The 21,342-nt window shown below is 68.7% G+C and carries 22 protein-coding genes and 1 tRNA gene; 8 read left to right on the forward strand and 15 right to left on the reverse strand.

Features of this window, described 5'->3' with window-relative positions; genetic code table 11:
- Positions 1 to 25 precede the first annotated feature (25 nt).
- Positions 26 to 757, forward strand: coding sequence for a GNAT family N-acetyltransferase (locus ACIBI9_RS51500; RefSeq protein WP_397234566.1), 732 nt, complete (start codon positions 26 to 28; stop codon positions 755 to 757).
- Here ACIBI9_RS51500 and ACIBI9_RS51505 read toward each other — a convergent pair.
- From ACIBI9_RS51505 to ACIBI9_RS51515, 3 genes are read right to left on the reverse strand one after another with little or no spacing between them, the layout of a single operon-like run.
- A complete protein-coding gene (locus ACIBI9_RS51505) occupies positions 744 to 1,127 on the reverse strand; it encodes a Rieske (2Fe-2S) protein (RefSeq protein ID WP_394494697.1) in 384 nt (127 codons plus the stop codon). The two genes, ACIBI9_RS51500 and ACIBI9_RS51505, sit on opposite strands and share 14 nt — an antisense overlap.
- A 37-nt stretch (positions 1,128 to 1,164) precedes the next feature.
- Entirely contained in the window at positions 1,165 to 2,556 is a 1,392-nt protein-coding gene (locus ACIBI9_RS51510; RefSeq protein ID WP_397234568.1) for an ATP-binding protein, read from the reverse strand.
- The gene (locus tag ACIBI9_RS51515) at positions 2,553 to 3,224 is read right to left on the reverse strand and encodes a response regulator transcription factor (RefSeq protein WP_397234570.1); all 672 of its coding nucleotides are present in this window, start codon (positions 3,222 to 3,224) and stop codon (positions 2,553 to 2,555) included. Before ACIBI9_RS51515 ends, ACIBI9_RS51510 begins: the two co-directional genes overlap by 4 nt.
- Before the next feature lie 124 nt (positions 3,225 to 3,348).
- On the opposite strand from ACIBI9_RS51515, the gene ACIBI9_RS51520 reads away from it, so the two are divergent.
- Positions 3,349 to 3,861 carry a hypothetical protein gene (locus ACIBI9_RS51520; protein WP_397234572.1) on the forward strand — a complete coding sequence of 171 codons (513 nt, stop codon included), beginning with the start codon at positions 3,349 to 3,351 and terminating at the stop codon, positions 3,859 to 3,861.
- Position 3,862: 1 nt separating this feature from the next.
- Here ACIBI9_RS51520 and ACIBI9_RS51525 read toward each other — a convergent pair whose 3' ends face one another.
- Both ACIBI9_RS51525 and ACIBI9_RS51530 read right to left on the reverse strand, forming a co-directional pair.
- Positions 3,863 to 4,939 carry a hypothetical protein gene (locus ACIBI9_RS51525; RefSeq protein WP_397234574.1) on the reverse strand — a complete coding sequence of 359 codons (1,077 nt, stop codon included), beginning with the start codon at positions 4,937 to 4,939 and terminating at the stop codon, positions 3,863 to 3,865.
- Positions 4,940 to 5,045: 106 nt separating this feature from the next.
- Positions 5,046 to 5,483 carry a hypothetical protein gene (locus ACIBI9_RS51530; protein WP_397234576.1) on the reverse strand — a complete coding sequence of 146 codons (438 nt, stop codon included), beginning with the start codon at positions 5,481 to 5,483 and terminating at the stop codon, positions 5,046 to 5,048.
- Between the two features lie 219 nt (positions 5,484 to 5,702).
- Between ACIBI9_RS51530 and ACIBI9_RS51535 the strand changes: the two genes are divergently transcribed.
- Both ACIBI9_RS51535 and ACIBI9_RS51540 read left to right on the forward strand, forming a co-directional pair.
- Complete coding sequence (locus ACIBI9_RS51535) at positions 5,703 to 6,239, forward strand: peptidylprolyl isomerase (RefSeq protein ID WP_397234578.1); 537 nt, start codon at positions 5,703 to 5,705, stop codon at positions 6,237 to 6,239.
- A 589-nt stretch (positions 6,240 to 6,828) separates the two neighbouring features.
- Positions 6,829 to 7,695 (forward strand): rhomboid family intramembrane serine protease, encoded by an 867-nt coding sequence (locus ACIBI9_RS51540; RefSeq protein WP_397234580.1) that lies wholly within the window; start codon positions 6,829 to 6,831, stop codon positions 7,693 to 7,695.
- Between the two features lie 34 nt (positions 7,696 to 7,729).
- Here ACIBI9_RS51540 and ACIBI9_RS51545 read toward each other — a convergent pair whose 3' ends face one another.
- Positions 7,730 to 7,975, reverse strand: coding sequence for a cell division protein CrgA (locus ACIBI9_RS51545; protein WP_148442372.1), 246 nt, complete (start codon positions 7,973 to 7,975; stop codon positions 7,730 to 7,732).
- A gap of 143 nt (positions 7,976 to 8,118) precedes the next feature.
- Here ACIBI9_RS51545 and ACIBI9_RS51550 point away from each other — a divergent pair, with 143 nt between their 5' ends.
- Genes ACIBI9_RS51550 through ACIBI9_RS51560 form a run of 3 tightly spaced genes read left to right on the forward strand, consistent with a single transcriptional unit; the run spans position 8,119 to position 9,450 of the window.
- On the forward strand, positions 8,119 to 8,721 hold the full coding sequence (locus ACIBI9_RS51550) for a class E sortase (RefSeq protein WP_397234583.1): 603 nt from the start codon (positions 8,119 to 8,121) through the stop codon (positions 8,719 to 8,721).
- 1 nt (position 8,722) lies between these two features.
- On the forward strand, positions 8,723 to 8,881 hold the full coding sequence (locus tag ACIBI9_RS51555; RefSeq protein ID WP_397234585.1) for a hypothetical protein: 159 nt from the start codon (positions 8,723 to 8,725) through the stop codon (positions 8,879 to 8,881).
- Positions 8,878 to 9,450 (forward strand): anthranilate synthase component II, encoded by a 573-nt coding sequence (locus ACIBI9_RS51560; protein WP_397234586.1) that lies wholly within the window; start codon positions 8,878 to 8,880, stop codon positions 9,448 to 9,450. The genes ACIBI9_RS51555 and ACIBI9_RS51560 overlap by 4 nt, the downstream gene beginning before the upstream one ends.
- Positions 9,451 to 9,578: 128 nt before the next feature.
- Here the strand turns inward: ACIBI9_RS51560 and pknB are convergent, their stop codons facing one another.
- The 7 genes from pknB to ACIBI9_RS51595 all read right to left on the reverse strand — a co-directional run bounded on the left by pknB (position 9,579) and on the right by ACIBI9_RS51595 (position 18,274).
- Positions 9,579 to 11,447: a Stk1 family PASTA domain-containing Ser/Thr kinase gene (gene pknB, locus ACIBI9_RS51565; protein WP_397234588.1), complete on the reverse strand. Its 1,869-nt coding sequence runs from the start codon at positions 11,445 to 11,447 to the stop codon at positions 9,579 to 9,581.
- Positions 11,448 to 11,530: 83 nt separating this feature from the next.
- Complete coding sequence (locus ACIBI9_RS51570) at positions 11,531 to 12,880, reverse strand: serine/threonine-protein kinase (protein ID WP_397234590.1); 1,350 nt, start codon at positions 12,878 to 12,880, stop codon at positions 11,531 to 11,533.
- A gap of 21 nt (positions 12,881 to 12,901) precedes the next feature.
- Positions 12,902 to 14,362, reverse strand: a complete 1,461-nt coding sequence (locus ACIBI9_RS51575; protein ID WP_397234592.1) for a peptidoglycan D,D-transpeptidase FtsI family protein — start codon at positions 14,360 to 14,362, stop codon at positions 12,902 to 12,904.
- Positions 14,359 to 15,753: an FtsW/RodA/SpoVE family cell cycle protein gene (locus ACIBI9_RS51580; RefSeq protein WP_397234594.1), complete on the reverse strand. Its 1,395-nt coding sequence runs from the start codon at positions 15,751 to 15,753 to the stop codon at positions 14,359 to 14,361. Before ACIBI9_RS51580 ends, ACIBI9_RS51575 begins: the two co-directional genes overlap by 4 nt.
- The gene (locus ACIBI9_RS51585; protein ID WP_397234596.1) at positions 15,754 to 17,049 is read right to left on the reverse strand and encodes a Stp1/IreP family PP2C-type Ser/Thr phosphatase; all 1,296 of its coding nucleotides are present in this window, start codon (positions 17,047 to 17,049) and stop codon (positions 15,754 to 15,756) included. It lies immediately after the preceding gene.
- Positions 17,046 to 17,516, reverse strand: a complete 471-nt coding sequence (locus ACIBI9_RS51590) for an FHA domain-containing protein (RefSeq protein ID WP_355379658.1) — start codon at positions 17,514 to 17,516, stop codon at positions 17,046 to 17,048. Before ACIBI9_RS51590 ends, ACIBI9_RS51585 begins: the two co-directional genes overlap by 4 nt.
- Before the next feature lie 17 nt (positions 17,517 to 17,533).
- Positions 17,534 to 18,274 (reverse strand): DUF3662 and FHA domain-containing protein, encoded by a 741-nt coding sequence (locus tag ACIBI9_RS51595; protein ID WP_090946111.1) that lies wholly within the window; start codon positions 18,272 to 18,274, stop codon positions 17,534 to 17,536.
- A 199-nt stretch (positions 18,275 to 18,473) separates the two neighbouring features.
- Between ACIBI9_RS51595 and ACIBI9_RS51600 the strand changes: the two genes are divergently transcribed.
- Positions 18,474 to 18,556, forward strand: a tRNA-Leu gene (locus ACIBI9_RS51600).
- A gap of 323 nt (positions 18,557 to 18,879) precedes the next feature.
- Here the strand turns inward: ACIBI9_RS51600 and ACIBI9_RS51605 are convergent.
- Entirely contained in the window at positions 18,880 to 19,902 is a 1,023-nt protein-coding gene (locus ACIBI9_RS51605) for a hemolysin family protein (RefSeq protein ID WP_397234598.1), read from the reverse strand.
- Positions 19,899 to 21,248 carry a hemolysin family protein gene (locus ACIBI9_RS51610; protein ID WP_397234600.1) on the reverse strand — a complete coding sequence of 450 codons (1,350 nt, stop codon included), beginning with the start codon at positions 21,246 to 21,248 and terminating at the stop codon, positions 19,899 to 19,901. Before ACIBI9_RS51610 ends, ACIBI9_RS51605 begins: the two co-directional genes overlap by 4 nt.
- Positions 21,249 to 21,342 lie beyond the last annotated feature (94 nt).

Genomic DNA, 21,342 nt, shown 5'->3' on the forward strand with positions numbered 1-21,342 from the left:
ATGGAATGGGGGCCGCTGACCGCGGATGATGCGCCTGTCGGGCGGCGTGCACCCCGCCTACCGCAGGCAGGGGCTCGGCAGGCACATCATGGACTGGAGCATCCGGACGGCGCCCGGGGTGAGCGAGCGGGCTCACCCCGGCGTCCCGCTGGAGCTCCACGTCGACGTCTTCGACGGCCGGCCCGACCTCGCCGCGCTGGTGGAGGTGGCCGGGTTCACGGCCGTACGGTGGTTCGCCCGGATGGAGCGGAGCCTGTCGGGCGGCCTGCCCGCGGTGCGGCCGCCGGAGGGCGTCTCCATCGCCGCCTGGTCGCCCGAGCTCGACGAAGGCGCCCGCCAGGTGCGCAACGAGTCGTTCCGCGACCATTGGGGCAGCGTGCGGCACACGTCCGAGAGCTGGCGCGCCATGATCAGCGGCTCCAGGAACTTCCGCCCCGAATCGTCGTTCGTGGCTCTGGCCGGCGGCCGCCCGGTCGGGGTGCTGATCACGCACTTCTTCGAGGCCGGCTCCGCCCGGCGCGGCGAGCGCCAGGCATGGATCCAGATCATCGGCACGCTGCGGGAGTGGCGCGGCAAGGGCGTGGCGAGCACGCTGATCGGGCACGCCCTTGCCACGTTCGGAGATCAGGGCTACGAGAGTGCCGGGCTCGGGGTGGACGCCGACAACCCCACGGGGGCCGTGAGCGTGTACGCCCGCGCCGGCTTCGAGATCACCAAGCGCAGCACCACCTACGCCTTGCCGATCAAGCCAGCCTGATCTTCCCCTTCGACACCTTGATCTTCTTGCCGGCGAGCGGCTTCTTGGCGGGGCCGTTCACCACCGCGCCCGTCGAGGCGCTGAACTTGCTGCCGTGGCACGGGCAGTTGATCGTGCCACGGCTCACGCTCGCCACCGTGCAGCCCTGATGGGTGCACTTGGCGCTGAAGCACTTGTAGACGCCCTTCCTCGGCTGGGTGATCACGTACTTGCCCTGGACGATCTTCCCGCCCCCCACCGGGATGCTCTTAGTGGTGGCGAGGACGGGCTTGGCCGCCTCCGCTTCCGCCTCTGCCGGGCGGGGCCACAGGAACACGACTCCTGCGCCCACGGCGCTACTTCTGGTGATCAATGCGCGGCGTGTGAGCATTGTTGCCTCCTTCAACCACTCACACGTTTGCAGATCATCAGTGGTTCAGAGGAAATTTGGCGATAAATCCGGAATCTTCGTACATGAGGGTGCCGCCGTGCAGGTGCGCGATGTCCCGCGCGATCGGCAGCCCCAGCCCGGCGCCGCCCGCGTCCCTGGCACGCGCCTCGTCCAGCCTGGTGAACCGGGCGAACACCGCCTCCCGTTGCTCCGGCGGGATCCCGGGCCCGTCGTCCTGCACCTCCAGCACGGCCTGGTCCTCCTCTGCGCGTACGCGCACCCGCACGGTGGAGGCGGCGTGCCGGACCGCGTTGTCGGCCAGGTTCGTCACCAGGCGGTCGAGGTGGGCGCGGGAGCCCTTCATCACCACGTCCGGCTCGATGTCCAGCTCCAGCCGCACCTCGGGCCGGCGCCCGGCGCGTACCGACTCCTCGGCGGCCACCTGGCCCAGGTCCAGCTCGGCCGCGCGCAGCGGCTCGCCCGCGTCCAGCTTGGCCAGGATGAGCAGGTCGGCGGCCAGGGACTGCAGGCGTTCGACGTCGGCCAGGGCCTCCCTGGTCAGCTCGCTGGGCTCGGCCAGCTCCAGGCGGGCGCGCAGGGTGGCGATGGGGCTGCGCAGCTCGTGCGCCGCGTCCGCGACGAACCGCTTGTGCGTGTCCACCGCCGTCTCCAGGCGGTCGAGGGTGCCGTTCACGGTGGAGGCCAGTGCGGCGATCTCGTCCTTCGAGCCGGGTACGGGCACGCGCTGGTGCAGGTCGCGGGCCGTGATGTCGGCGACCTTGGCCCGGATGGCGGCCACGGGGGCCAGCGCGCGGCCCACCGAGAACCACGTCATCCCGGCCACCACGAGCAGCACGGCGGGCACGCCGGGCAGCAGCGCGCCGTAGAGCGTCTGCAGCGCCTTCTCGGTGCCCTCCAGGGGGAACCGCGACCAGACCATGGCGGGGCCGCCCGCGGTGGCCACCTTGACGCCGGCGACGGCGTACTTCTGCGGCTCCGCCCACTCGGTGGTGGAGGCGCTCTTGTCGTCGGTCAGCAGGACGTCGGGGTCGGCGACCGTGGCCGTCGTGCCGTCGCGCAGCTGGACCGTGCCGCTCTTCCCGACGATCGCGAGCGGCTCGGCCTTGCCCTGCTTGGGCACGTCTTTGGTTATGGCGATCGAGCTCTCGCCGAGAGTGTCCGCGGGCGCCGTGACGCCGGGCGAGAGCGGGGTGGCGCGCACGAAGTCCAGCGTCTCCGCGTACGGCGCCGCCGCCACGGCCTTCCTGGTGGCCTCGGCGTCGGCGTTGCTCACCAGCGTGCCGCGCAGCACCGCCACCAGCGCCAGCGCGGCCAGGCCCAGGGCGAGGGCCACCACCAGGGTCGCGGCGGCGGTCGCCTGCAGCCGCACGGACGAGAGCGCGGCCGACGCCTTCCGCAGTGGGCTCATGCCGCCTCCAGCCGGTAGCCGGCGCCGCGGACCGTCATGAGCGACGTCCGCCCGAAAGGCATGTCGATCTTGCGGCGGAGGGCGCTGATGTAGACCTCGACGATGTTCGGGTCGCCGTCGTAGGAGAAGTCCCAGGCCTGGGCCAGCAGCTCGCTCTTGGACACCACCTCGCCGGACCGGCGGGCCAGCGCGTGCAGCACCGCGAACTCCTTGGGCGTCAACCCGATCTCCACCTCACCCCGGCGGCACTTCAGCGCCGCCGGGTCGATCACCAGGTCGCCCACGGTGATCGACACGGGCCGCTCCCGCCCGCCCCGCCGCACCAGCGCCCGTAACCTGGCCAGCAGCACCACGTACGAGAACGGCTTGGCCAGGTAGTCGTCGGCCCCGTTGTCGAGCGCCTCGGCCTCGTCGTAGATGCCGTCCTTGGCCGTGAGCATCATGATCGGCGTCCAGTCGCCCGCCTCGCGCAGCTTGGCGCAGACCGCGTAGCCGTTCATCCTGGGCAGCATCACGTCCAGGACGATCACGTCGTACGTGTTCTCGGTGGCCATCCACAGGCCGTCACGCCCGTCGTGGGCCACGTCCACGGCGAAGCCCTCGCCCGCCAGGCCGCCCTTCACCAGGTCGGCCAGCCGCTCCTCGTCCTCCACCAGTAGCACTCGCACACCGACCAGAGTGCCTCAGGTCACCTAAAGCCAACCTGAAGATCATTTAGGGCCTCTTCAGGATCACTTCAGGTACGCCGGGCCAGTCTCGGAGGCGTTCGACCGACCTCAGTGAGGAGAACCCATGTTCAAGCGACGTCTCGCGCTGCTCGGCGCGGTCGCCGTACTCGCCATCACCGGTCTGACCGGCTCCGCCATGGCCGACGAGACCCCCGGCCCCGCCGGCGCCAAGGTGACCTGCAAGACGGCCGACGGCAAGACCGTCGAGGTGGCCGAATTCGCGCGGACGGCTCCGGCCGGCAAGATCGTCGGTCCTGACGGCAAGGTGCGCGAGTTCAAGCCCAGCGACACGGTGAAGGTCGACGCCCTTCCCGACGGAGAGGCGCCACCGCTGGATGGGGCCCACGCCGGGACCGTCACGCAGGAGGGCGAGGGGCTGGCGGTGACGAAGGCCGTGCCCGTCCCGGAGGACGGCGAGATGCTGGAGGTGACCAAGACCGTGCCCCTCCCGGAGGACGGCAAGCTGCCTGACGGCGTGCAGGCCGTGCCCGCCCAGCCGGCGAAGCCCGGGGAGAAGCTGGACGCGCCGTCGGTCGCCATCAAGGCGGTGAAGATCATCTGCGAGAAGGCCGACTAGATCATTCCGGGAAGGACGGGTGCGGTCCGAGCGCCCAGTACTCGTAGAGGCCGTGGCCGACGAGCCCGTCGTACTCGAAGCGCCCGACGGCGTCCACCATGCCCCACATCCTGGCGGCGTCGTCGGGCAGCCGGTACGTCACGCCCTGCACGACCGGCCCCTCGCCCTGGTACATGCCGTGCTTCCAGTCGGGCTCCAGGCCGTACCCGGTGCCCACCATGAGGTGCACCGGCAGGATCGGGGTGCAGCGCACGTCGAACGGCTTGCCGCCGGGAGGCGAGAAGGTGATCGTGGCCTCCACGACGTCGCGGGTGCCGGGGGCGTAGACCGGGCGGTACTCCGGTCTGCCGAGGTATTCCTCCTCGCGGCCGTCGGACCAGACGCGTACGGCCTCCTCCAGCATCCGGCGGCCGCGCTCGTCCTCCTGGACGATGCAGAGGATGGCGTGGTCGTCGAACTGCATGGGCGCGTAGAGCCAGTAGAACGTGCCCGCGTTCTTGGTCTGGATGCCGGGCGGCTCGGGCTCGCCGACCGGCCTGATGCCCCAGGATCGGTCTCTGGTGCCCTGCCAGCGGTCGGGCGTGACCGGTATGTCCTCCTCGCCGATCCTGATATTTCCGGACCAGCGCCCCGTCTGCGCCAGGCGTACCGAGTCGAACATGACCCGCTCCTGCCACCGCAGGAAGTGCCGCGGCTCCAGCGTGGCCGGGATCGTACCCTCCCACAGCAGGTCGAAGGACAGGCCGTGCTCGTTCGGCTCCAGGACCACCCTGAGGCGCTTGAGCCCTTCGAGCACCTCGACGCGGAACGGGCCGATCTCGGTGTTCATCCGGTCGGTTCCCAGCTCGCGGGAGGCCCGTACGACGCGGTGCAGGTCGCCGTGGCGTACGCAGGCGAAGGCGTCGGTGACGCCCAGGTTGGGGTACTGGCCGAGGCCGACGATCAGCATGAGCTCATCGGTGCCGGAGTGGCAGTTGAAGTAGTAGCGGTCGTAGAAGTTGCGGTCGGAGGTGGCGACGTGCCGCATGACCTGGGCGGCCTGGTGGACGGGGTAGTCGTCTAATGGAGACAGCGCCATGCCCGGGTTTGTAGCAAGCGCTTGGTGGCCCGTCAATGGGCTCTTGAAACGGGAAGCGCGCCCTCGGGATCAACCGAGGACGCGCTTCCCTTCCGGCAGCTCCGAATCAGGACATCTTGCGAGATGCCTCATCTGCCTTGTCGGACACGCGGCCCGCCATCCGGTCCGCAGACTCGGCGGCCCTGTCGGCCTTCTCGCCGGCCCAGCGTGACGCATCGGAGGCGGAGTCCTTCATGTGCTCGGTCCACTGCTGGGCATTGCGGCGGTAGAACATGTAACCGATCGCCCCCACCGCGAGGCCGCTCAGCAGAACGAGCGTCGGCCATCGCCGTGATCGCGTGGGCGTGGGGTCGATCTTGTTGGCCGCCGCGGTCAGCATGGAACTGACCATGGGAGCGACCTGATCCTCGAACCCGTGCGCCGCGGAGTGAATCCGTGGCGCCGCCCAGTAGCGGGCGTCCTCGATGCGCTGGGCGGCGGCCATCTTGGCCTGGTCCGCCACGGGCGCCATCAGGTGGCCGGTTCGCACGGCCCGGGCCTTCATGCGGCCCGTCCACGTGGTGGGTACCTCTATGACCACGCGGCGTCTTTTCATTGTCAGGGACACGACAACCTCCCCTGTCGTTGGGGCCCCGAGCCTGACCTTCCCTGGACAAGGCGGCTCAATCATGGCCACCGTGGGAGGATGGCACTGGAGGCCTTACGGCCATAGTCCTCAAAACATCACAGAACCAACCCTGTACATAGAGGGGGCGGCTGTCTCGTGGCTGAGAAGCTGATCGCAAACCTGCAGACCAACCGTGGAAATATCAAGGTGGAGCTCTTCCCCAACAGAGCCCCGAAAACGGTGCGCAACTTCGTCGAGCTCGCAGAAGGCTCGAAAGAGTGGACGCACCCGGGCACCGGCCAGAAGAGCACCGCGCGCTACTACGACGGGACGATCTTCCACCGGGTGATCTCCGGATTCATGATCCAGGGCGGCGACCCGCTCGGCCAGGGCATCGGCGGCCCGGGCTACGAGTTCGACGACGAGATCCACCCGGAGCTGTACTTCAACCGTCCGTACCTGCTGGCCATGGCCAACGCGGGCGTCCGCTTCGGCAAGGGGACCAACGGGTCCCAGTTCTTCATCACGGTCGTGCCGACGCCGCACCTGAACGGCAGGCACACGATCTTCGGTGAGGTGATCGAGGGCCAGGAGGTCGTGGACGCCATCGCCAAGACCCACACCGACCGCCGGGACCGCCCGGCGGAGGACATCGTCCTGGAGTCCGTCACCATCGACCGCGTCCCCGCCTAACCCACTCACCCCCGCCCCAACCCACCCACAAGGCCCTGGGGCGGCCCTACCACGCCTTCACCGGCCCGCCCACCGGCCCGGCTCGGGCCGCGCCGGTGCTGGGCCCTCCGGGAACGCCTCAGGACCGCGTCCGCACCGGGCCGCTTTTGAGGGCGGTTCGGGGGTCACACCGCGCCGGGCGCTCTCGGAGCGGCATGGGGTCACGCCTGCGCCGGCGTCCTGGCGGGCGCCCACAGGACCCACGCGGCGCCATGAACGAGCCGGCCCGCTGGCCGCCGCACGAGTGCGCTGGGCTCCATCGCACCCCGCCTCACCGATGCGGCGCGGTGAGGGTGGGCGGGGCGTCCCGAAGGCGCGCGGCCGGGCTGCCGCGCGATGGGGCCTTGATGCCGCTGCGTTCCGCCGCCCGCCGCTCCGCCGCCCGCCCGCGGCCGCCCGCTGCTCGTTGTCCGCGTTGCGCCGTGCGCGTTCGCTGCCCGCCCACCGTTGTCCGCGTTCCGCCGACCGCGTTCAGCGGGGCCGGCGGCGGTGGTTCCGGGGGAGGGGTGGGGACACGCGGGTAGGGCGTGTACGCCATAGGCTTTCGGTCATGACCAGCCAGCCGCCCAGCCCGCCCCCGCAGCCCGAGCAGCCCGCTGAGGCGGTGCCCAGGTGCTACCGGCACCCCGAGAAGGAGACCTGGGTCCGGTGTCAGCGGTGCGAGCGCCCCATCTGCCCCGACTGCATGCGCGACGCCGCCGTGGGCTTCCAGTGCCCTGAGTGCGTGGCCGAGGGCAACAGGGACATCCGTCAGGCCAAGTCCACCTTCGGCGGAAGCGTCGTACGTACGCCGATCGTGACGTACACCATCCTGGTCCTCAACGTCCTGGTCTTCGGCGCCCAATACCTCACCGGCGAGCGCGTCACCGCGGAGCTGGAGATGTTCCCGGCGCGGGTGGCCGTGCTCGACGAGTTCTACCGGCTGATCACCGCCGCGTTCGTGCACGGCAGCGTTTTCCACATCCTGTTCAACTGCTGGGCGCTCTACGTCGTCGGCCCCTACCTCGAGCGCGCCTTCGGCCACGTCCGCTACATCGCGATCTACGTCATCAGCGCGCTCGGCGGCTCGGTGCTGAGCCTGTGGATCGACGCGCCCAACCAGACCACGGTCGGCGCGTCAGGGGCCATCTTCGGCCTGTTCGGCGCCGTGTTCGTGGTCGGGCGCAAGCTCAACATGGACGTACGCGGCATCGCCGCGCTCATCGCGATCAACCTCGCGATCACGTTCATCGTGCCCGGCATCAGCTGGACGGGCCACATCGGCGGCCTGATCACGGGATCGGTGCTGGCGGGCGCGCTGGCCTACGCCCCCAAGAACAGCAGGACCCTGTGGCAGGTGCTGGCGATCGCGGGAGCGCTGGCCGTGCTCGCCGTGCTCGTGATGGTCAGGGTGTCGGCCATCATGAGCGCGGTCTGACTTCCCCAGGCTGTGGAAAAGGCTGTGGAAAGAACTAACGCCAGCGGGTGGAAAGAACCACCCCGAAGATGATGAAAACAAACCCGATCAGCAGGTTCCAGTTCTGGAGGTCGCTGAAGAAGGGCGCCTGTGGTGCGACGTAGTAGATCGCGATCCACAGGATGCCGATGATCCACGCCGCGACCATCGTGGGGGCCAGCCAGCGCGGGCTGACCTTGACCTGCTGTGATCTCTGCGGCGGGGTGTAGACCGCCTTCTTGCGAGCCTTGGACTTGGGCACTGGTAACTCCTGCTGAGGGCCTGGGCATCCGGATCGTCCACAGGCTCTTCGTTAAGCCTAATTGAAGTGTGGCCAAGGATAGCCGCCACGCGCGGGACATGGCGATCCCGGATTGCCGCATCTGACCCGAATACGCTGATCGCATGCGGGCCACGCTGCGGGCCGTGGGAGAGACGAGCATCACCGCGGGCCTGATCATGATGCTGTTCTGCGCGTACCTGCTCTGGGGCACCGGCGCGTACACCCAGAGCCAGCAGCGGCTGCTCCAGCGCGAATTGGCGGCGCGGAAGGCGGTCAAGCCCGAGCCGGGCAAGCCCATGGCGCTGCTGCGCATCCCCGAGCTGGGTCGCGACTACGAGTACGCCGTGATCGAGGGTGTGGACACCGAGCACCTGAAGAAGGGCCCCGGGCACTACCCGGACAGCGCCATGCCGGGCCAGGTCGGCAACTTCGTGGTGTCGGGGCACCGCACCACGTACGCGGCCCCGTTCAAGGAGATCGACGAGCTCGAACGCGACGACGAGATCGTCGTGCAGGCCGGCGGCACCACGTACACGTACCGGGTGACCTCTCAGGACATCGTGACACCCGATGAGGTCGACGTGTTCGCCCCCGTGCCCGGCAAGCCCGACATCCGCCCCATCCGGGCCTTCATCACGCTGTCCACCTGCCACCCCGAATACTCGGCCGCCGAGCGCCTGATCGTCTACGGGGTGCTCAAGGACGCCGTCGAGGACGAGGAGTGACATGTACGCCTGGCTCTGGCGCAAGCTGCCCGGCACCGCCCGGACCAAGCTGCTGACGGCCGCCGTGATGGTCGCCGTCGCGGGGGTCGTACTCTGGTATGTCGTGTTTCCGCTACTCGAGCCCATGGTGACGCTCGACGAGGTGAGCGTGAGGAAATGAGCCGCGTGCTGGTCGTGGACAACCACGACAGCTTCGTCCACACCATCGTGCAGTACCTGCGCGAGCTGGGCGCCGACTGCGACGTACGGCCGCGCGACGACGTACGCGTGAGCGACGCCGACGGCTTCGACGGCGTCCTCATCAGCCCGGGCCCGGGCACCCCCGAGGCGGCCGGGGTGAGCGTGCCCCTGGTCCACCACGCGGCCGAGAGCCGCCGCCCGCTGCTCGGCGTCTGCCTCGGTCACCAGGCCATCGCCGTCGCGTACGGCGCCACCGTGTCCCGCGCGCCCGAGCTCGTCCACGGCATGACCAGCGCCGTCACCCACGACGGCAAGGGCGTGTTCGAGACGCTGCCCTCGCCCGTGCGGATGACCCGCTACCACTCGCTCGCCGTGCTGCCCGAGACCGTCCCCGACGTGCTCGACGTGACCGCCCGCACCGGCGACGGCGTCATCATGGGCCTGCGCCATCGTGAGGCGCCCATCGAGGGCATCCAGTTCCACCCCGAGTCCGTGCTGTCGGAGCACGGCCACCGGCTGCTCCAGAATTGGCTGCGAGGAATCTTGTAACAAATGTCCCCCGGCGAGCGACTACCAAGTGAGCGTCCCCGCCGTTGCCCCCGAGCGGCGGGGGCGTTCTCGTGTCAGCGACGACATGAAGAAGGGCCGCCCGTTCGCGGGCGGCCCTTCTTCATGTCTCAGTTGCCGGTGCCTCCGAGGCCGTCGTCGCCGATCGGGTTGTCGTCGGTCGGCGGCTCGTCCTCGGACGGGAAGTCCGTCTGGTCGTCCGTGGGCGTGTCCGTCGGCACGTCCGTGGTGGGCTGCGGATTGTTCGTGTCCAGGCCGGGGCCCGTGGACACCACGATCGTGATCGTCGTGCCCGGATTCACCTTGGTGCCCTCACCCGGGTTCTGCTGGACGACCGTGCCCTCGGGCTGCTCGTTCGGCTGCGGGACGACCTTGACCTTGAAGCCCGCGCCCTTGATCTGGGCCGTGGCGTCCTCCTGGGTGAGCCCGATCACGCTGGGCACCTCACCGAGCTCCTTGGGCACGTAGAGGGTGACCGTGCCACCCTTCTCGATCTCCTCGCCCGCCTTGGGCTTGGTCTCGATGACCGTGCCCTGCGACTTGCTGGAGATCTTGGTCTTGACCGTGCCGAGCAGGCCCGCGTCCTCCAGCGCCTTCATGGCGTCGGCCTGCGACTGGCCGATGAGGCCGTCGGGCACCTTGACCTTCGCCGGGCCCTTCGACACGACCAGCTTGACGGTGGAGCCCTTGTCGACCTTGCTGTTCTCGGCGGGGTCCGTCTTGATGACGCTGCCCTTGTCGATGTCGTCGCTGGACTCCTGCACCACCTGGACGGTGAGCCCGAGCTTCTTGAGCTGGTCTTCCGCGTACGCGCGCTCCTGGCTGGCCAGCGACGGGATGGTGACCTGCGTGTCGGTCGGCGTGTTCTTCGACCCGAACACCGAGTAGCCGACCCCGACGAACGCACCGATGATCAGGAGCGGAACGATGATCCACAACGCGGTCTTGACGGCGTTGTTGCCGCCGCCGCTCGCCCTGCGCCGCCCGCCGCGGCCGCCGCCACCGTCGTCGTACTCGTACGGGGGGACCGCTGTGGTGCGCTGCGTGGCCGGGCCCTGCGCCGCCTGGGTCGCGGTCATCATCCGCGTGCCCTGGTTGAAGTTGCCGCCGCTCATGGCCATCGTCTGGGCGTCGGTCGGCATCCCGGACATCGCCCGCTGGATGTCGGCCCGCATCTCGCCCGCGCCCTGGTAGCGGTGGGCCGGGTCCTTGGCCATGGCCTTGAGCACGATCGCGTCGGCCCACGCGGGGATGTCGCGGTCGATCTGCGACGGCGGGATCGGGTCCTCGCGCACGTGCTGGTAGGCGATCGCGACGGGAGAGTCGCCGGTGAACGGCGGCTGCCCGGTCAGCAGCTCGTAGAGCAGGCAGCCGGTGGAATAGATGTCGCTGCGGGCGTCGACCCGCTCGCCCCGAGCCTGCTCGGGAGAAAGGTACTGGGCGGTGCCGATCACCTGCGCGGTCTGCGTCATCGTGGCCGCGGAGTCGGCCATCGCGCGCGCGATGCCGAAGTCCATCACCTTGACGTCGCCGGCGCGCGTGATCATCACGTTGGCCGGCTTGATGTCACGGTGCACGATGCCGCCGCGGTGGCTGTAGTCGAGCGCCCGCAGGATGCCGTCGACGAGCTCGACCGCGCGCTCCGGCAGCAACCGCCGGTCCTGGCGCAGCAGGTCGCGCAGCGTCCGGCCGTCGACGTACTCCATCACGATGTACGGCACAGGGGTGCCGTCGGTGGTGTCTTCGCCGGTGTCGTAGACCGCGACGACGGCCGGGTGGTTCAGAGAGGCAGCCGATTGTGCCTCGCGGCGGAAGCGGGCCTGGAAGGTGTGGTCGCGCGCCAGGTCGGACCGGAGGGTTTTGATCGCGACTATGCGGTCCAGCCGGATGTCTCGGGCACGATACACCTCGGCCATGCCGCCGCGCCCGACGACACCGTCGAGCTCGTAGCGACCTCCGAGTAGCCGAGGCTGAGTCATTTCCTGCACTGTCCCTTACCGTTCATCTTGGGTACCGGCCTGCTCGGGGGGCCGCCGGTGTCCATCATCGACCCCATAGCGCATCACGTCTCCTCCTTGGGCGGGTTTGTATCACCCGGTTCCGGCGAGGCGGTGGGTGTCGGAGTTTTGGGTGTAGTGGTGGGCGTTGGGGTCGGTGTGGGTGTAGGGGTACGGGTGGTCGGGGTCGGTTTCGGTGTCGGCTTCTTGGTGGGAGTTGCCGACTTGCTTACCGTAGCTGACCGTGAGGGTATAGGCCTCGGTGACTTCACCGGAACCACGGCAGGCCGCTTGGTGCGTCTCTTCGTGGGCGAGGGCGTCGCCCGGTCCGGCGGCGACACCGCTGATTTCGTCGGCTCGGCCACGTCCGGCGTCGGCTGCGGCGGTTGCCGGTCGGCGAACGTGATCGCGCTGAGCCCCACCGCGGCCGCACAGCCCGCGGTGGCGACCAGGGCCAGCGTCCTCCTGTGACGCTTTCCCACGGCCGGCGCCTGCGGCGTGGTGGCCGAGTGGAGGTGGTCCGTCTCCTGCTCGTCCTCCGGAGCCGGCTCGCGTACCCGGAAGCCTCCCGGATCGGTGAGCATGCTGAGGTCGGCGCCCTGCTCGACGCTGGCCAGCGACTCGCGCAGCAGGTAGGCCCGGTCGGCCACCTCCAGCGCCGAGGCCGGGCGCCGCGCGGGGTCCTTCGACAGCAGCGACATGACCAGCTCGCGCACCGGCGCGGGCACGTCCACCCCGAGGGGCGGCGGGTGCTCGTTGAGATGCTGCAGCGCGATCGCCACCTGGCTGTCGCCGCGGAACGGCGTGCGCCCGGCCAGGCACTCGTAGGCCACCACGCCCAGCGAGTAGAGGTCGGTCGCGGGAGTGAGCGGGAACCCCTGGGCCTGCTCGGGGCTGACGTACTGGGCGGTGCCCAGCACGGTGCCCGTCTGTGTGACCGGAGCCGCCTCCAGGGCCCGCGCGATGCCGAAGTCCGTGACCTTGATGGTCCCCTCTGAGGTGACCAGCAGGTTTCCCGGCTTGATGTCGCGGTGGATGATCCCGGCGGTGTGCGCGGCGTGCAGCGCCTTGGCCGTCTGGCCCACCACGTCGAGCGTCACCTCGGGCCCGATGGAGCCGTTGCGCGCCAGGATCGCCGACAGCGGCTCGCCGTGCACCAGCTCCATCACGAGATAGGCCAGATCGCTCTGCTCGCCGTAGTCGAAGATCTGCGCCACTCCCGGGTCGGCCAGGGCCGCGGTGATGCGCGCCTCGTTCCTGAACCGCTCACGGAAGGTGGGGTCGGCGTAGATGTGGCTGCGCAGGATCTTCACCGCCACCTCGCGCCCGAGCAACTCGTCACGGGCACGCCAGACCTCGCCCATACCGCCCGTGGCGATGCGGGAGATCAGGAGATAGCGGTTACGGAGCCGCATGACCCAGCAGGTTACCGTCACTCACTTGTTCAGCACCGCCTCCAGCACGGCCTTTGCGATCGGCGCGGCGGTGTGGCCGCCGGTCGCCTCCGCGCCGACGTTGGCAGCACCGGACTCGACGATGACCGCGAGGGCCACCTTCGGGTCCTCGGCGGGCGCGAAGGAGATGAACCAGGCATGCGGTGGCTGGCCGTCGGCCGTCTCCGCGGTGCCCGTCTTACCCGCTACTTGGACGCCTGGGACCTGCGCCAGGTTTGCGGTGCCGTTCTGGACGACGCTGACCATCATCTCACGCAGCTTGCCCGCCGTCTCGGAGCTGACAGCTTCCGACAGCTCCTCGGGGTCGGCCTGCTTGATCGCGTCGCCCTTGGCGTCGCTGATCTTGTTGACCAGGTACGGCTTCATCACCTTGCCGTCGTTGGCGATGCCCGCGGCGATCATGGCCATCTGCATCGGGGTCATGCGGTTGCTGCGCTGCCCGATCGAGGCCATGGCCAGGGCCGCCTTGTCCTCTTCCGGGCCGAAGTCGCTGGCGGTGACCGACATCGGCACGGCGAGCGGCTGGCCCATGCCGAACTTCTCGGTCTGCTCCTTCATCTTGTCGTAGCCCAGTTCCATGCCGATCTTGCCGAACGGCGTGTTGCAGGACTTCTCCAGCGCGTACGTCAGCGTGACCGAGCCGGAGCCGCAGGCCGCGCCTCCGTAGTTGGGCAGGCTGATGTTCGTGTTGGGCAGGGGCAGCCGCTGCGGCGCGTCCACGTTGGTCTGCGGCCCGCGCGAGGAGTCGTCCTCGAGGTAGGCCGCCATGGTCACGACCTTGAACGTCGAGCCGGGCGGGTAGGTCTGCGCGATCGTACGGTTGAGCAGCGGCTGGCCCTTTTCCTTGGCCAACTCGTCGAAGCGGGGGAAGACCTTGCCCTTGTCGGTGCCGGACAGCTCGGTCGGGTCGTAGGTGGGCAGCGAGACCATCGCCAGGATCGCGCCCGTCTTCGGGTCGAGCGCCACGAGCGCGCCGCGCTTGCCGCTCTGCCGCAGCGCGTCGTAGGCCGCCTTCTGCGCCTTGGGGTTGATCGTGAGATCGACGTTGGCGCCCTTGGTCGGCTCGCCGGTGAACAGGTCGATGCTCCGCCGCAGCAGCAGGTCGGCACTGGAGCCGTTGAGCAGCTGGTTCTCGGACCTCTCGATGGCGCTCTCGCTCTCCGGCGAGAAGAAGCCGGTGACGTGGGCGTAGAGCTTGGCCTCGGGGTATTGCCTGAGGAACCTGAACCTGGGGTCCTTCGTCTCGACCGACTGCGCGAGCACCTTGCCGCCCGCCGTGATGCGGCCGCGCTCGATGGCGTAGCGCTCGTAGAAGTTGCGGGTGTTGCGGGCGTCGCCGCGCAGGCCCTCCGCTTTCACGGCCTGCAGGTAGTTCACGTTGATCATCAGGAGCGCGAACATGGCCAGGCAGGCCACTGCCACGCGCTTCAGAGTGCTGTTCATCGCTGGAACACCTGCGTCAGTCCTTCGTTCTGGATCGCCTGGGGCGGAGGCCGCCGAGCCGCGTCTGACATGCGTACCAAGAGCGCGATAAGGATCCAGTTAGCCAGCAACGCCGAGCCACCCTGGGACATGAACGGGGTGACCAGGCCGGTCAGGGGAATGAGATTCGTCACACCGCCGACGATGATGAAGACCTGCCAGGCCAGGATGAACGACAGGCCGCCCGCCAGCAGCTTGGAGAACGGGTCGCGGGCCGCCAGCGAGGTGCGCAGGCCGCGCTCGACCATCAGGGCGTAGATCATGAGCAGCGCCATCAGGCCGGTCAGGCCGATCTCCTCGCCGGTGGCGCTGAAGATGAAGTCGGAGAAGGCCAGCGGGATGAGCTCGGGGTGCCCTTGGCCGAGCCCGGTGCCGAGGATGCCGCCGGAGCCCATGGCGAACAGGCCCTGCATGAGCTGCTCGCTGCCGCCGACAGCGCGGAACAGCTCGGGGTCGCCGGGGTTGAGAAAGACCACGAAGCGCTGGTGGACGTGATCGAAGATCGTGCCGGCCAGGATCGCGCCGCCCGCGAAGAGCAGAATGCCGATGATGACCCAGGAGACGCGCTGGGTGGCGATGTAGAGCATCGCGATGAACGTGCCGAACAGGAGCAGCGAGGAGCCCAGGTCCTTCTGCATCACCAGGATGCCCAGGCTGACGCCCCAGGTGATGAGCACCGGCCCGAGGTCGCGGGCCCGCGGCAGGTCGATGAACAGCAGCCGGCGCCCGGCGAGGGCGAGCACGTCCCGCTTGGCCACCAGGTAGCCGGCGAAGAAGATGACCAGCGCGAGCTTGGCGAACTCGGCCGGCTGGAGCTGGCCCAGGCCCGGGATGCCGATCCAGATGCGAGCACCGTTGATCTCCTGGCCGAGGAACGGGATCAGCGGTGAGACCAGCAGGAACAGGCCCACGGCGCCCGCGGTGTAGGTCAGCCGCTGCAGGACACGATGGTCACGCAGGAAGATCAGGGTGAGGCTGAACAGCACGATGCCGATGAGCGTCCACAGCAGCTGGGAGCTGGGTGAGGCGAGCTTGGCGGACGGCAGGTTCGAGTCGGACACGGAGAGCCGGTAGATCATCACCAGGCCGAGACCGTTGACCAGCGTCACCAGTGGCAGGATCAAGGGATCGGCCCACGGGGCGAACTTGGCGAGCACCAGATAGGCGGCCAGCATCAGGCCGCCCAGGCTCAGACCGTACGTCAGCATGCCCACCGGGACCTCGCCCGTCATGGCCAGACCCACGTTGGCGTAGGCGCCCATGATGATCAGCACCGCGAGGGCCAGCATGACGAGCTGGGCCACGCGGCGCTTGGCCGGCATCGGTACGGGGGATTCTGCGACTTCGCTCATTTACCGTTGCTTCGTCTTGGTCGCGCTCACGGATGGCGTGGGCGACGAGCTGGCGGTCGTGGCGGGGGTGTCGCTGTCCTTGTCGTCCTCCTGGGCGAACTTCAAGGCGTTGATCTTCGTGATGCCTTCGTCGACGTTGGTGACCGGAATGCCGCTCTTGATCAGCGCCTGGTCGGCATCGGACAGTTTGGAGAGCTGCCGGCCTGTGGCTTTGGAGACCTTGAAGAGCTGGAAGGGGCCCAGCTCTTTCTGGACCCCCTGGAACACGACCACTTCGTCGCCCCTAGCACCGACGAAGAACTGGTCCTGGGTCCACTGATATCCAAAATAGCCGCCGACGCCGACGGCGACGGCGCCTATGCCGAACACGGTGACCAGCACGGGCCACACGCGACGACGCCTGCGCCGGGGCGCCTCGGCGACCGGCTCATCGAAGTCGTCGTCGGTGAGGACCGGCTGGGGCGCGGTCACCGCGTGGGCTCGCCCCGGCTGGGTGTCCTGGGGATTGCCGCGCAGCCGGTTCATGCCCGCGGCGCCGACGATGGCGGCCTCGGCGGGCACCTGCTGCCCATCGGTGATCTCCAGCACGTCGGCCAGCACGCACGTGATGTTGTCGGGCCCGCCACCTCTGTTCGCCAGGTCGATGAGCTGGCGAACGACCTCTTCGGGGTCGTCGATGTTGGTGAGCGTGGCGTGCAGCGTCTCCGCACTCACCACGCCCGACAGGCCGTCGGAACACAGCAGGTAGCGGTCGCCGATCTGCGCCTCGCGGAGGGTCAGGTCGGGATCGACCTCACCGCTGCCGTCGAGCGCGCGCAGCAGGATCGAGCGCTGCGGATGCGTGGCCGCCTCTTCCGGCGTGATGCGCCCGTCGTCGACGAGCTGCTGCACCAGCGTGTGGTCATGGGTGATCTGGTAGAGCTCCCCGCGTCTGAGCAGGTAGGCGCGCGAGTCGCCGACGTGCACCAGAGCGACCTGGGTGCCGTGCCAGAGCATGGCCGTCAGAGTCGTGCCCATGCCTTTGAGGCTGGGATCCCGCCCCACCATTTCGTGCAGCTTGCGGTTGGCGTCGCGTACCGCTGCCTCGATGGCGTTGAGCAGGTCACCCCCCTGTTGGGCCTCTTCCAGAGAGGCCATGGCGGCGATGGCGACTGAGCTCGCCACCTCGCCGTGTGCGTGCCCGCCCATACCGTCTGCGACGGCGAGCAGGCGGCCGCTAGCGTACGCCGAGTCCTCGTTCCCTTCGCGGAGGAGGCCGACGTCCGAGCGGGCGGCGTAGCGGAGTGCGATGGTCATTTGCGCAATTCAATGACTGTCTTGCCGACGCGGATCGGAACACCGAGCGGCACCGGGGTCGGGCGGGTGACTTTCGAGCGGTCGAGATACGTGCCGTTGGTGGACCCAAGATCTTCCACGATCCATTGACCGTCCTGAGGAAAGAGCCGGGCATGCCGGCTGGAAGCGTAGTCGTCGGTGACTACCAGCGTGGCGTCATTGGCCCGGCCAATCGTGATGGGCGTCTCCGTGAGATTAATGGTGGTGCCCTGCAAGGGGCCACCGGTAACGATGAGCTGGCGTGGCTCGCCCTTTTTGCTCTTGGGCTTGGCCACCGGTTTGGCGGGTTTCACGCCTTTGCGTGGACCCGCGGGAGCCGTGCGTGACCCGAACAAGTCAGTCCGGATCACGCCGACTGCGGCAATGACGAAGAACCACAGCACCGCCAGGAAGGCGAGCCGGATCAGCAGCAGCGTGAGCTCGGACATGGACCGTTTGTCTACCCCTAATCGCGCCGGAACACCAGAGTCGTACGCCCCAACGTCACTCGCGTGCCGTTCTGGAGCTCGATCCTGCGTACCGGCTGGCCGTTGACGAAAGTGCCGTTGGTGGACCCGAGATCGACGAGGACCACCAACTGGCCCTCGACCCGCAACTCCGCGTGGTGCCGCGAGACACCCGGGTCGACCAGACGAAGATCGCAGTCGGTGCCCCTGCCTAGCAAGGTCACCGGAGTGGTGAGCTCGTAGGAACGGTCGCCCTGCGGGTCGTCCTGGGTGGAGACGAGCAGCCTCGGCCGCCCGTTGAACGCATTCGGCCTCGACGGAGGCAGGTCGCTCGCCGGCTGGCGAATCTCGTCCTGCTCGACCGTCGCGCCGCGGATGACGCCGGACCTGATGCGGAACAGCCCCACAGCCAGGTCGCCGGCGGTCTCGAAGCGAACCCGGACCGGTCCCACGAAGGAGTAGCCCTGTTCCTTGGCGTACTCCCTGGCAAGGTTGGCCAGCTCGTGACTGATGCTGTCGGCGTAGACCTCAAGCCGTTCGCTGTCGGTCGTGGACAGCTCAACCACGAAGTCGTTGGGCACGAGCGTGCGACCTTGAGCGACGATCGCCGCACGCTCATCCATCTCCCGCTGAACCGCGCTGGCGACCTCGACCGGCTGAAGGTCAGATTTGAACGCCCGCGCAAAGGCCCCCTCAACCAAGCCTTCGAGCCTTCGCTCGAAGCGCTGAAGGACTCCCACCGGGTACCTCCCTTCCTCCGTGCATATGATCGCGGCCCCCAGACGCGTCCGGCGCCCGGTTTCCGCTCGTTCCACGTCACGGCATCCCTGGCGCTCGTCGGCTGTCGCGCCCAGCTCCTCCGCTCCCGTGTCTTATGCGATCGTATCCGGGTTCAGTACCAGTGGCTGTTCCGTGCTAGTGTTCTTTCCGCACCCACAAGGGCGGGTGGCGGAACGGCAGACGCGCACGGTTCAGGTCCGTGTGTCCGAAAGGACGTGAGGGTTCAAATCCCTCCTCGCCCACTCGATGACTGGGGACTCTTGGTCGCAAGCCTTGCAGGCTTGCTCCCTCGGGTCCTCTCGTCATTTCTCCCGAGGGATAACCCCCGGACCCCCAGCGTCTTCCGGGGGAGTCCCGCCGGAACCCCCCTATCCGGGAGTGGGCTCCCGGACCCTCCATCGCTGCGTCTGTCTTGTGTCATGGCAGACCCACATTGGCGAAGTGTTTGCTGGATCGCAAGAGGGGCTGTCTCTCTTTTCAAGAACCTGTTGGTAACGGGCGTGCCGTGTTTTGACGGTACGCCCGTTTGGTTGCAGCCTGCTTTCGGGTGGCTTGTCGGTGTGTTTTACGTCACAGTCGCCAGGGTTCTGGTGTCCAGGAGTTCGCCGAGAAGGTCTGTGAGGCTCACCATGCCGATTACGTCGCCAGGTTGAGCTGTTACCAGGGCCAGGTGGGCTCGGGCCTCCTGTAGGGCCGTCACCGCCTCTGGGACCTGGGTCACGCAAGGCAGCTTCGGTAGGGGGCGGCACAGGTCTTCTGCCTTGCTCGCCGGCCTCAGGAGGGCGTCTCTTGCGTGGAGGGCGCCTCTGACGTTTCCTGGCGTGCCTACCAGGAGTCTGAGATGGCCGCTTCTTGCCGCTGCTTCCTTGATCTCTGTCGCGTTCGCCTGGGGTGGGACCATCACCGCCTGGTTTATTGGGATCATCAGGCGCTCTATGCCCTCGTCGTCCAGGCGGAGGGCGCGGGTCAGGAGGTCGTGCTCGTCGCGGTCCAGGAGGCCCATGCGGCCTGACTCGCCCACCAGCATGGCCAGCTGGCGGGGGGTTCTGGTCGTGGCCAGCTCGTCCCTGGGCTGGACGCCGAACAGGCGCAGGATGAGGTTGGTCAGGCCGTTCAGGGTCGACAGGAGCGGGCGCATCACCCAGGTGAAGGCGCGGAACGGGACGGTCAGCAGCAGGGCCGAGCGTTCCGGGTGGGTCAGGGCCCACGACTTCGGCGCCATCTCGCCCACCACCATGTGGAGGAAGGTCACCAGGGCCAGGGCGATCGTCAGCGCGATGGGCATGCGCAGGCCCTCAGGGACGCCGAGGACGGCGAAGACCGGCTCCAGGGCGTGCTCGATCGCGGGCTCCGTCACCTGGCCGAGGCCCAGGGTGCACAGCGTGATGCCGAGCTGGGCGCCCGCCAACATCAGTGAGAGCTTTTTGGTGCCTCCGACCGCCGACCTGGCCGCCAGCCTGATCAGGCGGTTGTTGCGGGAGGCGATCTCCTCCAGGCGGTGGCGCCGGGCGGAGACGAAGGCGAATTCCGCGGCCACGAAGAGCGCGTTGAAGGCCAGCAGCGCGAGGCTGACGACGAGCATGGTCATCGGGCCACCTCCGCGTGCTGGACGGGGGCCACGCGGACCCATTCGGGCACTCTGCGGTTGAGAGACATCACGGTCAGTTCTGCCAGGTGTTCCTGCTCGTCCTCTGCGAAGGGGTCGGTGTCCTGTTCGATCGGCACCGTCACCGTGTCGCCCTCGTCGGGCATCCTGCCCAGCTTGGCCAGGACGAGGCCCGCGAGGGTGTCGTAGTCGTCGCTCTCCGGAAGCGCGACGCCCGTGGCGCGCTCGACCTCGTCCAGCCGCAGCGTGCCCGGGACCTCCCAGATGCCGCCCGGGTGCTCCACCACGCCGGCGGGCTCCGGGTCGTTCTCGTCGACCAGCTCGCCGACCAGCTCTTCAGCCAGGTCCTCGACCGTGATCACGCCGGCCAGGCCGCCGTACTCGTCGATGACGCAGGCGATGTCGTCCTTGGACACGCGCATCCGGTCGAGCACGGCGGGGAGCGGGACCGAGTCCGGGACCAGCAGGGCGGGGCGGGTGATGCTCGCTATCTCGCCCTCCTGCAGACCCGAAGAGAGGAGCTCGCGTACGCCCGTCACGCCTGTGACGTCGCCGTCCTCGTTGATGACCGGGTAGCGGGAGTGTCCGCAGCTGCGCATGATCTCGATCAGGTCCGAGATGGGCTGTTCGGAACGCAGCACGACGACGCGCGGGCGGGGGACCATGATCTCCTCCGCCGTGCGGTCGCCGAACTCCAGGGCCCGTTCGAGCAGGTCGGAGAGTCTCGGCGGGAGCTCGCCCGCCATGGTCGACTCCTCGATGATGCGGGAGAGCTCCTCCGGCGTGGCGCCGTGCTCCACCTCCTCCACCGGCTCGATGCCCACGCGCCTGAGCAGGCCGGTCGCCGCCGAGTCGAACAGCTTGACCACCGGGCCCACCACGGCCAGGTAGACCAGGGTCGAACCCGCCAGGAACTTGGCCACCGGCTCCGGTCTGGCGATGCCCAGGTTCTTGGGCGCGAGCTCGCCCAGGACCATCTGGACGACGGTCGCCACGAAGACGCCGATGGCGACCGAGAGTCCGGTGATCACGGTGTCGGACAGTCCGGTGTCCGCCAGCCATGGTCGTACGATCGTGGCGATCGCGGGCTCGGCCAGGAAGCCGACCAGCAGCGCGGTCACGGTGATGCCGAGCTGGGCGCCGGAGAGCATGAAAGAGAGGCGGGACGTGACCTGGAGCGCTTTTTCGGCGGCCTGGTCGCCCGCCGCCGCCTGCTCGCGGAGCAGGGCGCGGTCGGCGGCTACGAAGGCGAACTCCTGAGCGACGAAGTAGCCGGTTGCCGCCGTGAGGAGGATGAGGGCCAGGAGGCCCAGATAGGCGCTCACCATGGTGAGCTCTCAGAGGAACCCGTGCCAGCGCACGGGCAAAGACTCCACGGGTCCGGAGCGGACACGATCTTCCCTTCGATAGAGGTCGTCCATA

The sequence above is a fragment of the Nonomuraea sp. NPDC050451 genome (assembly GCF_044458585.1).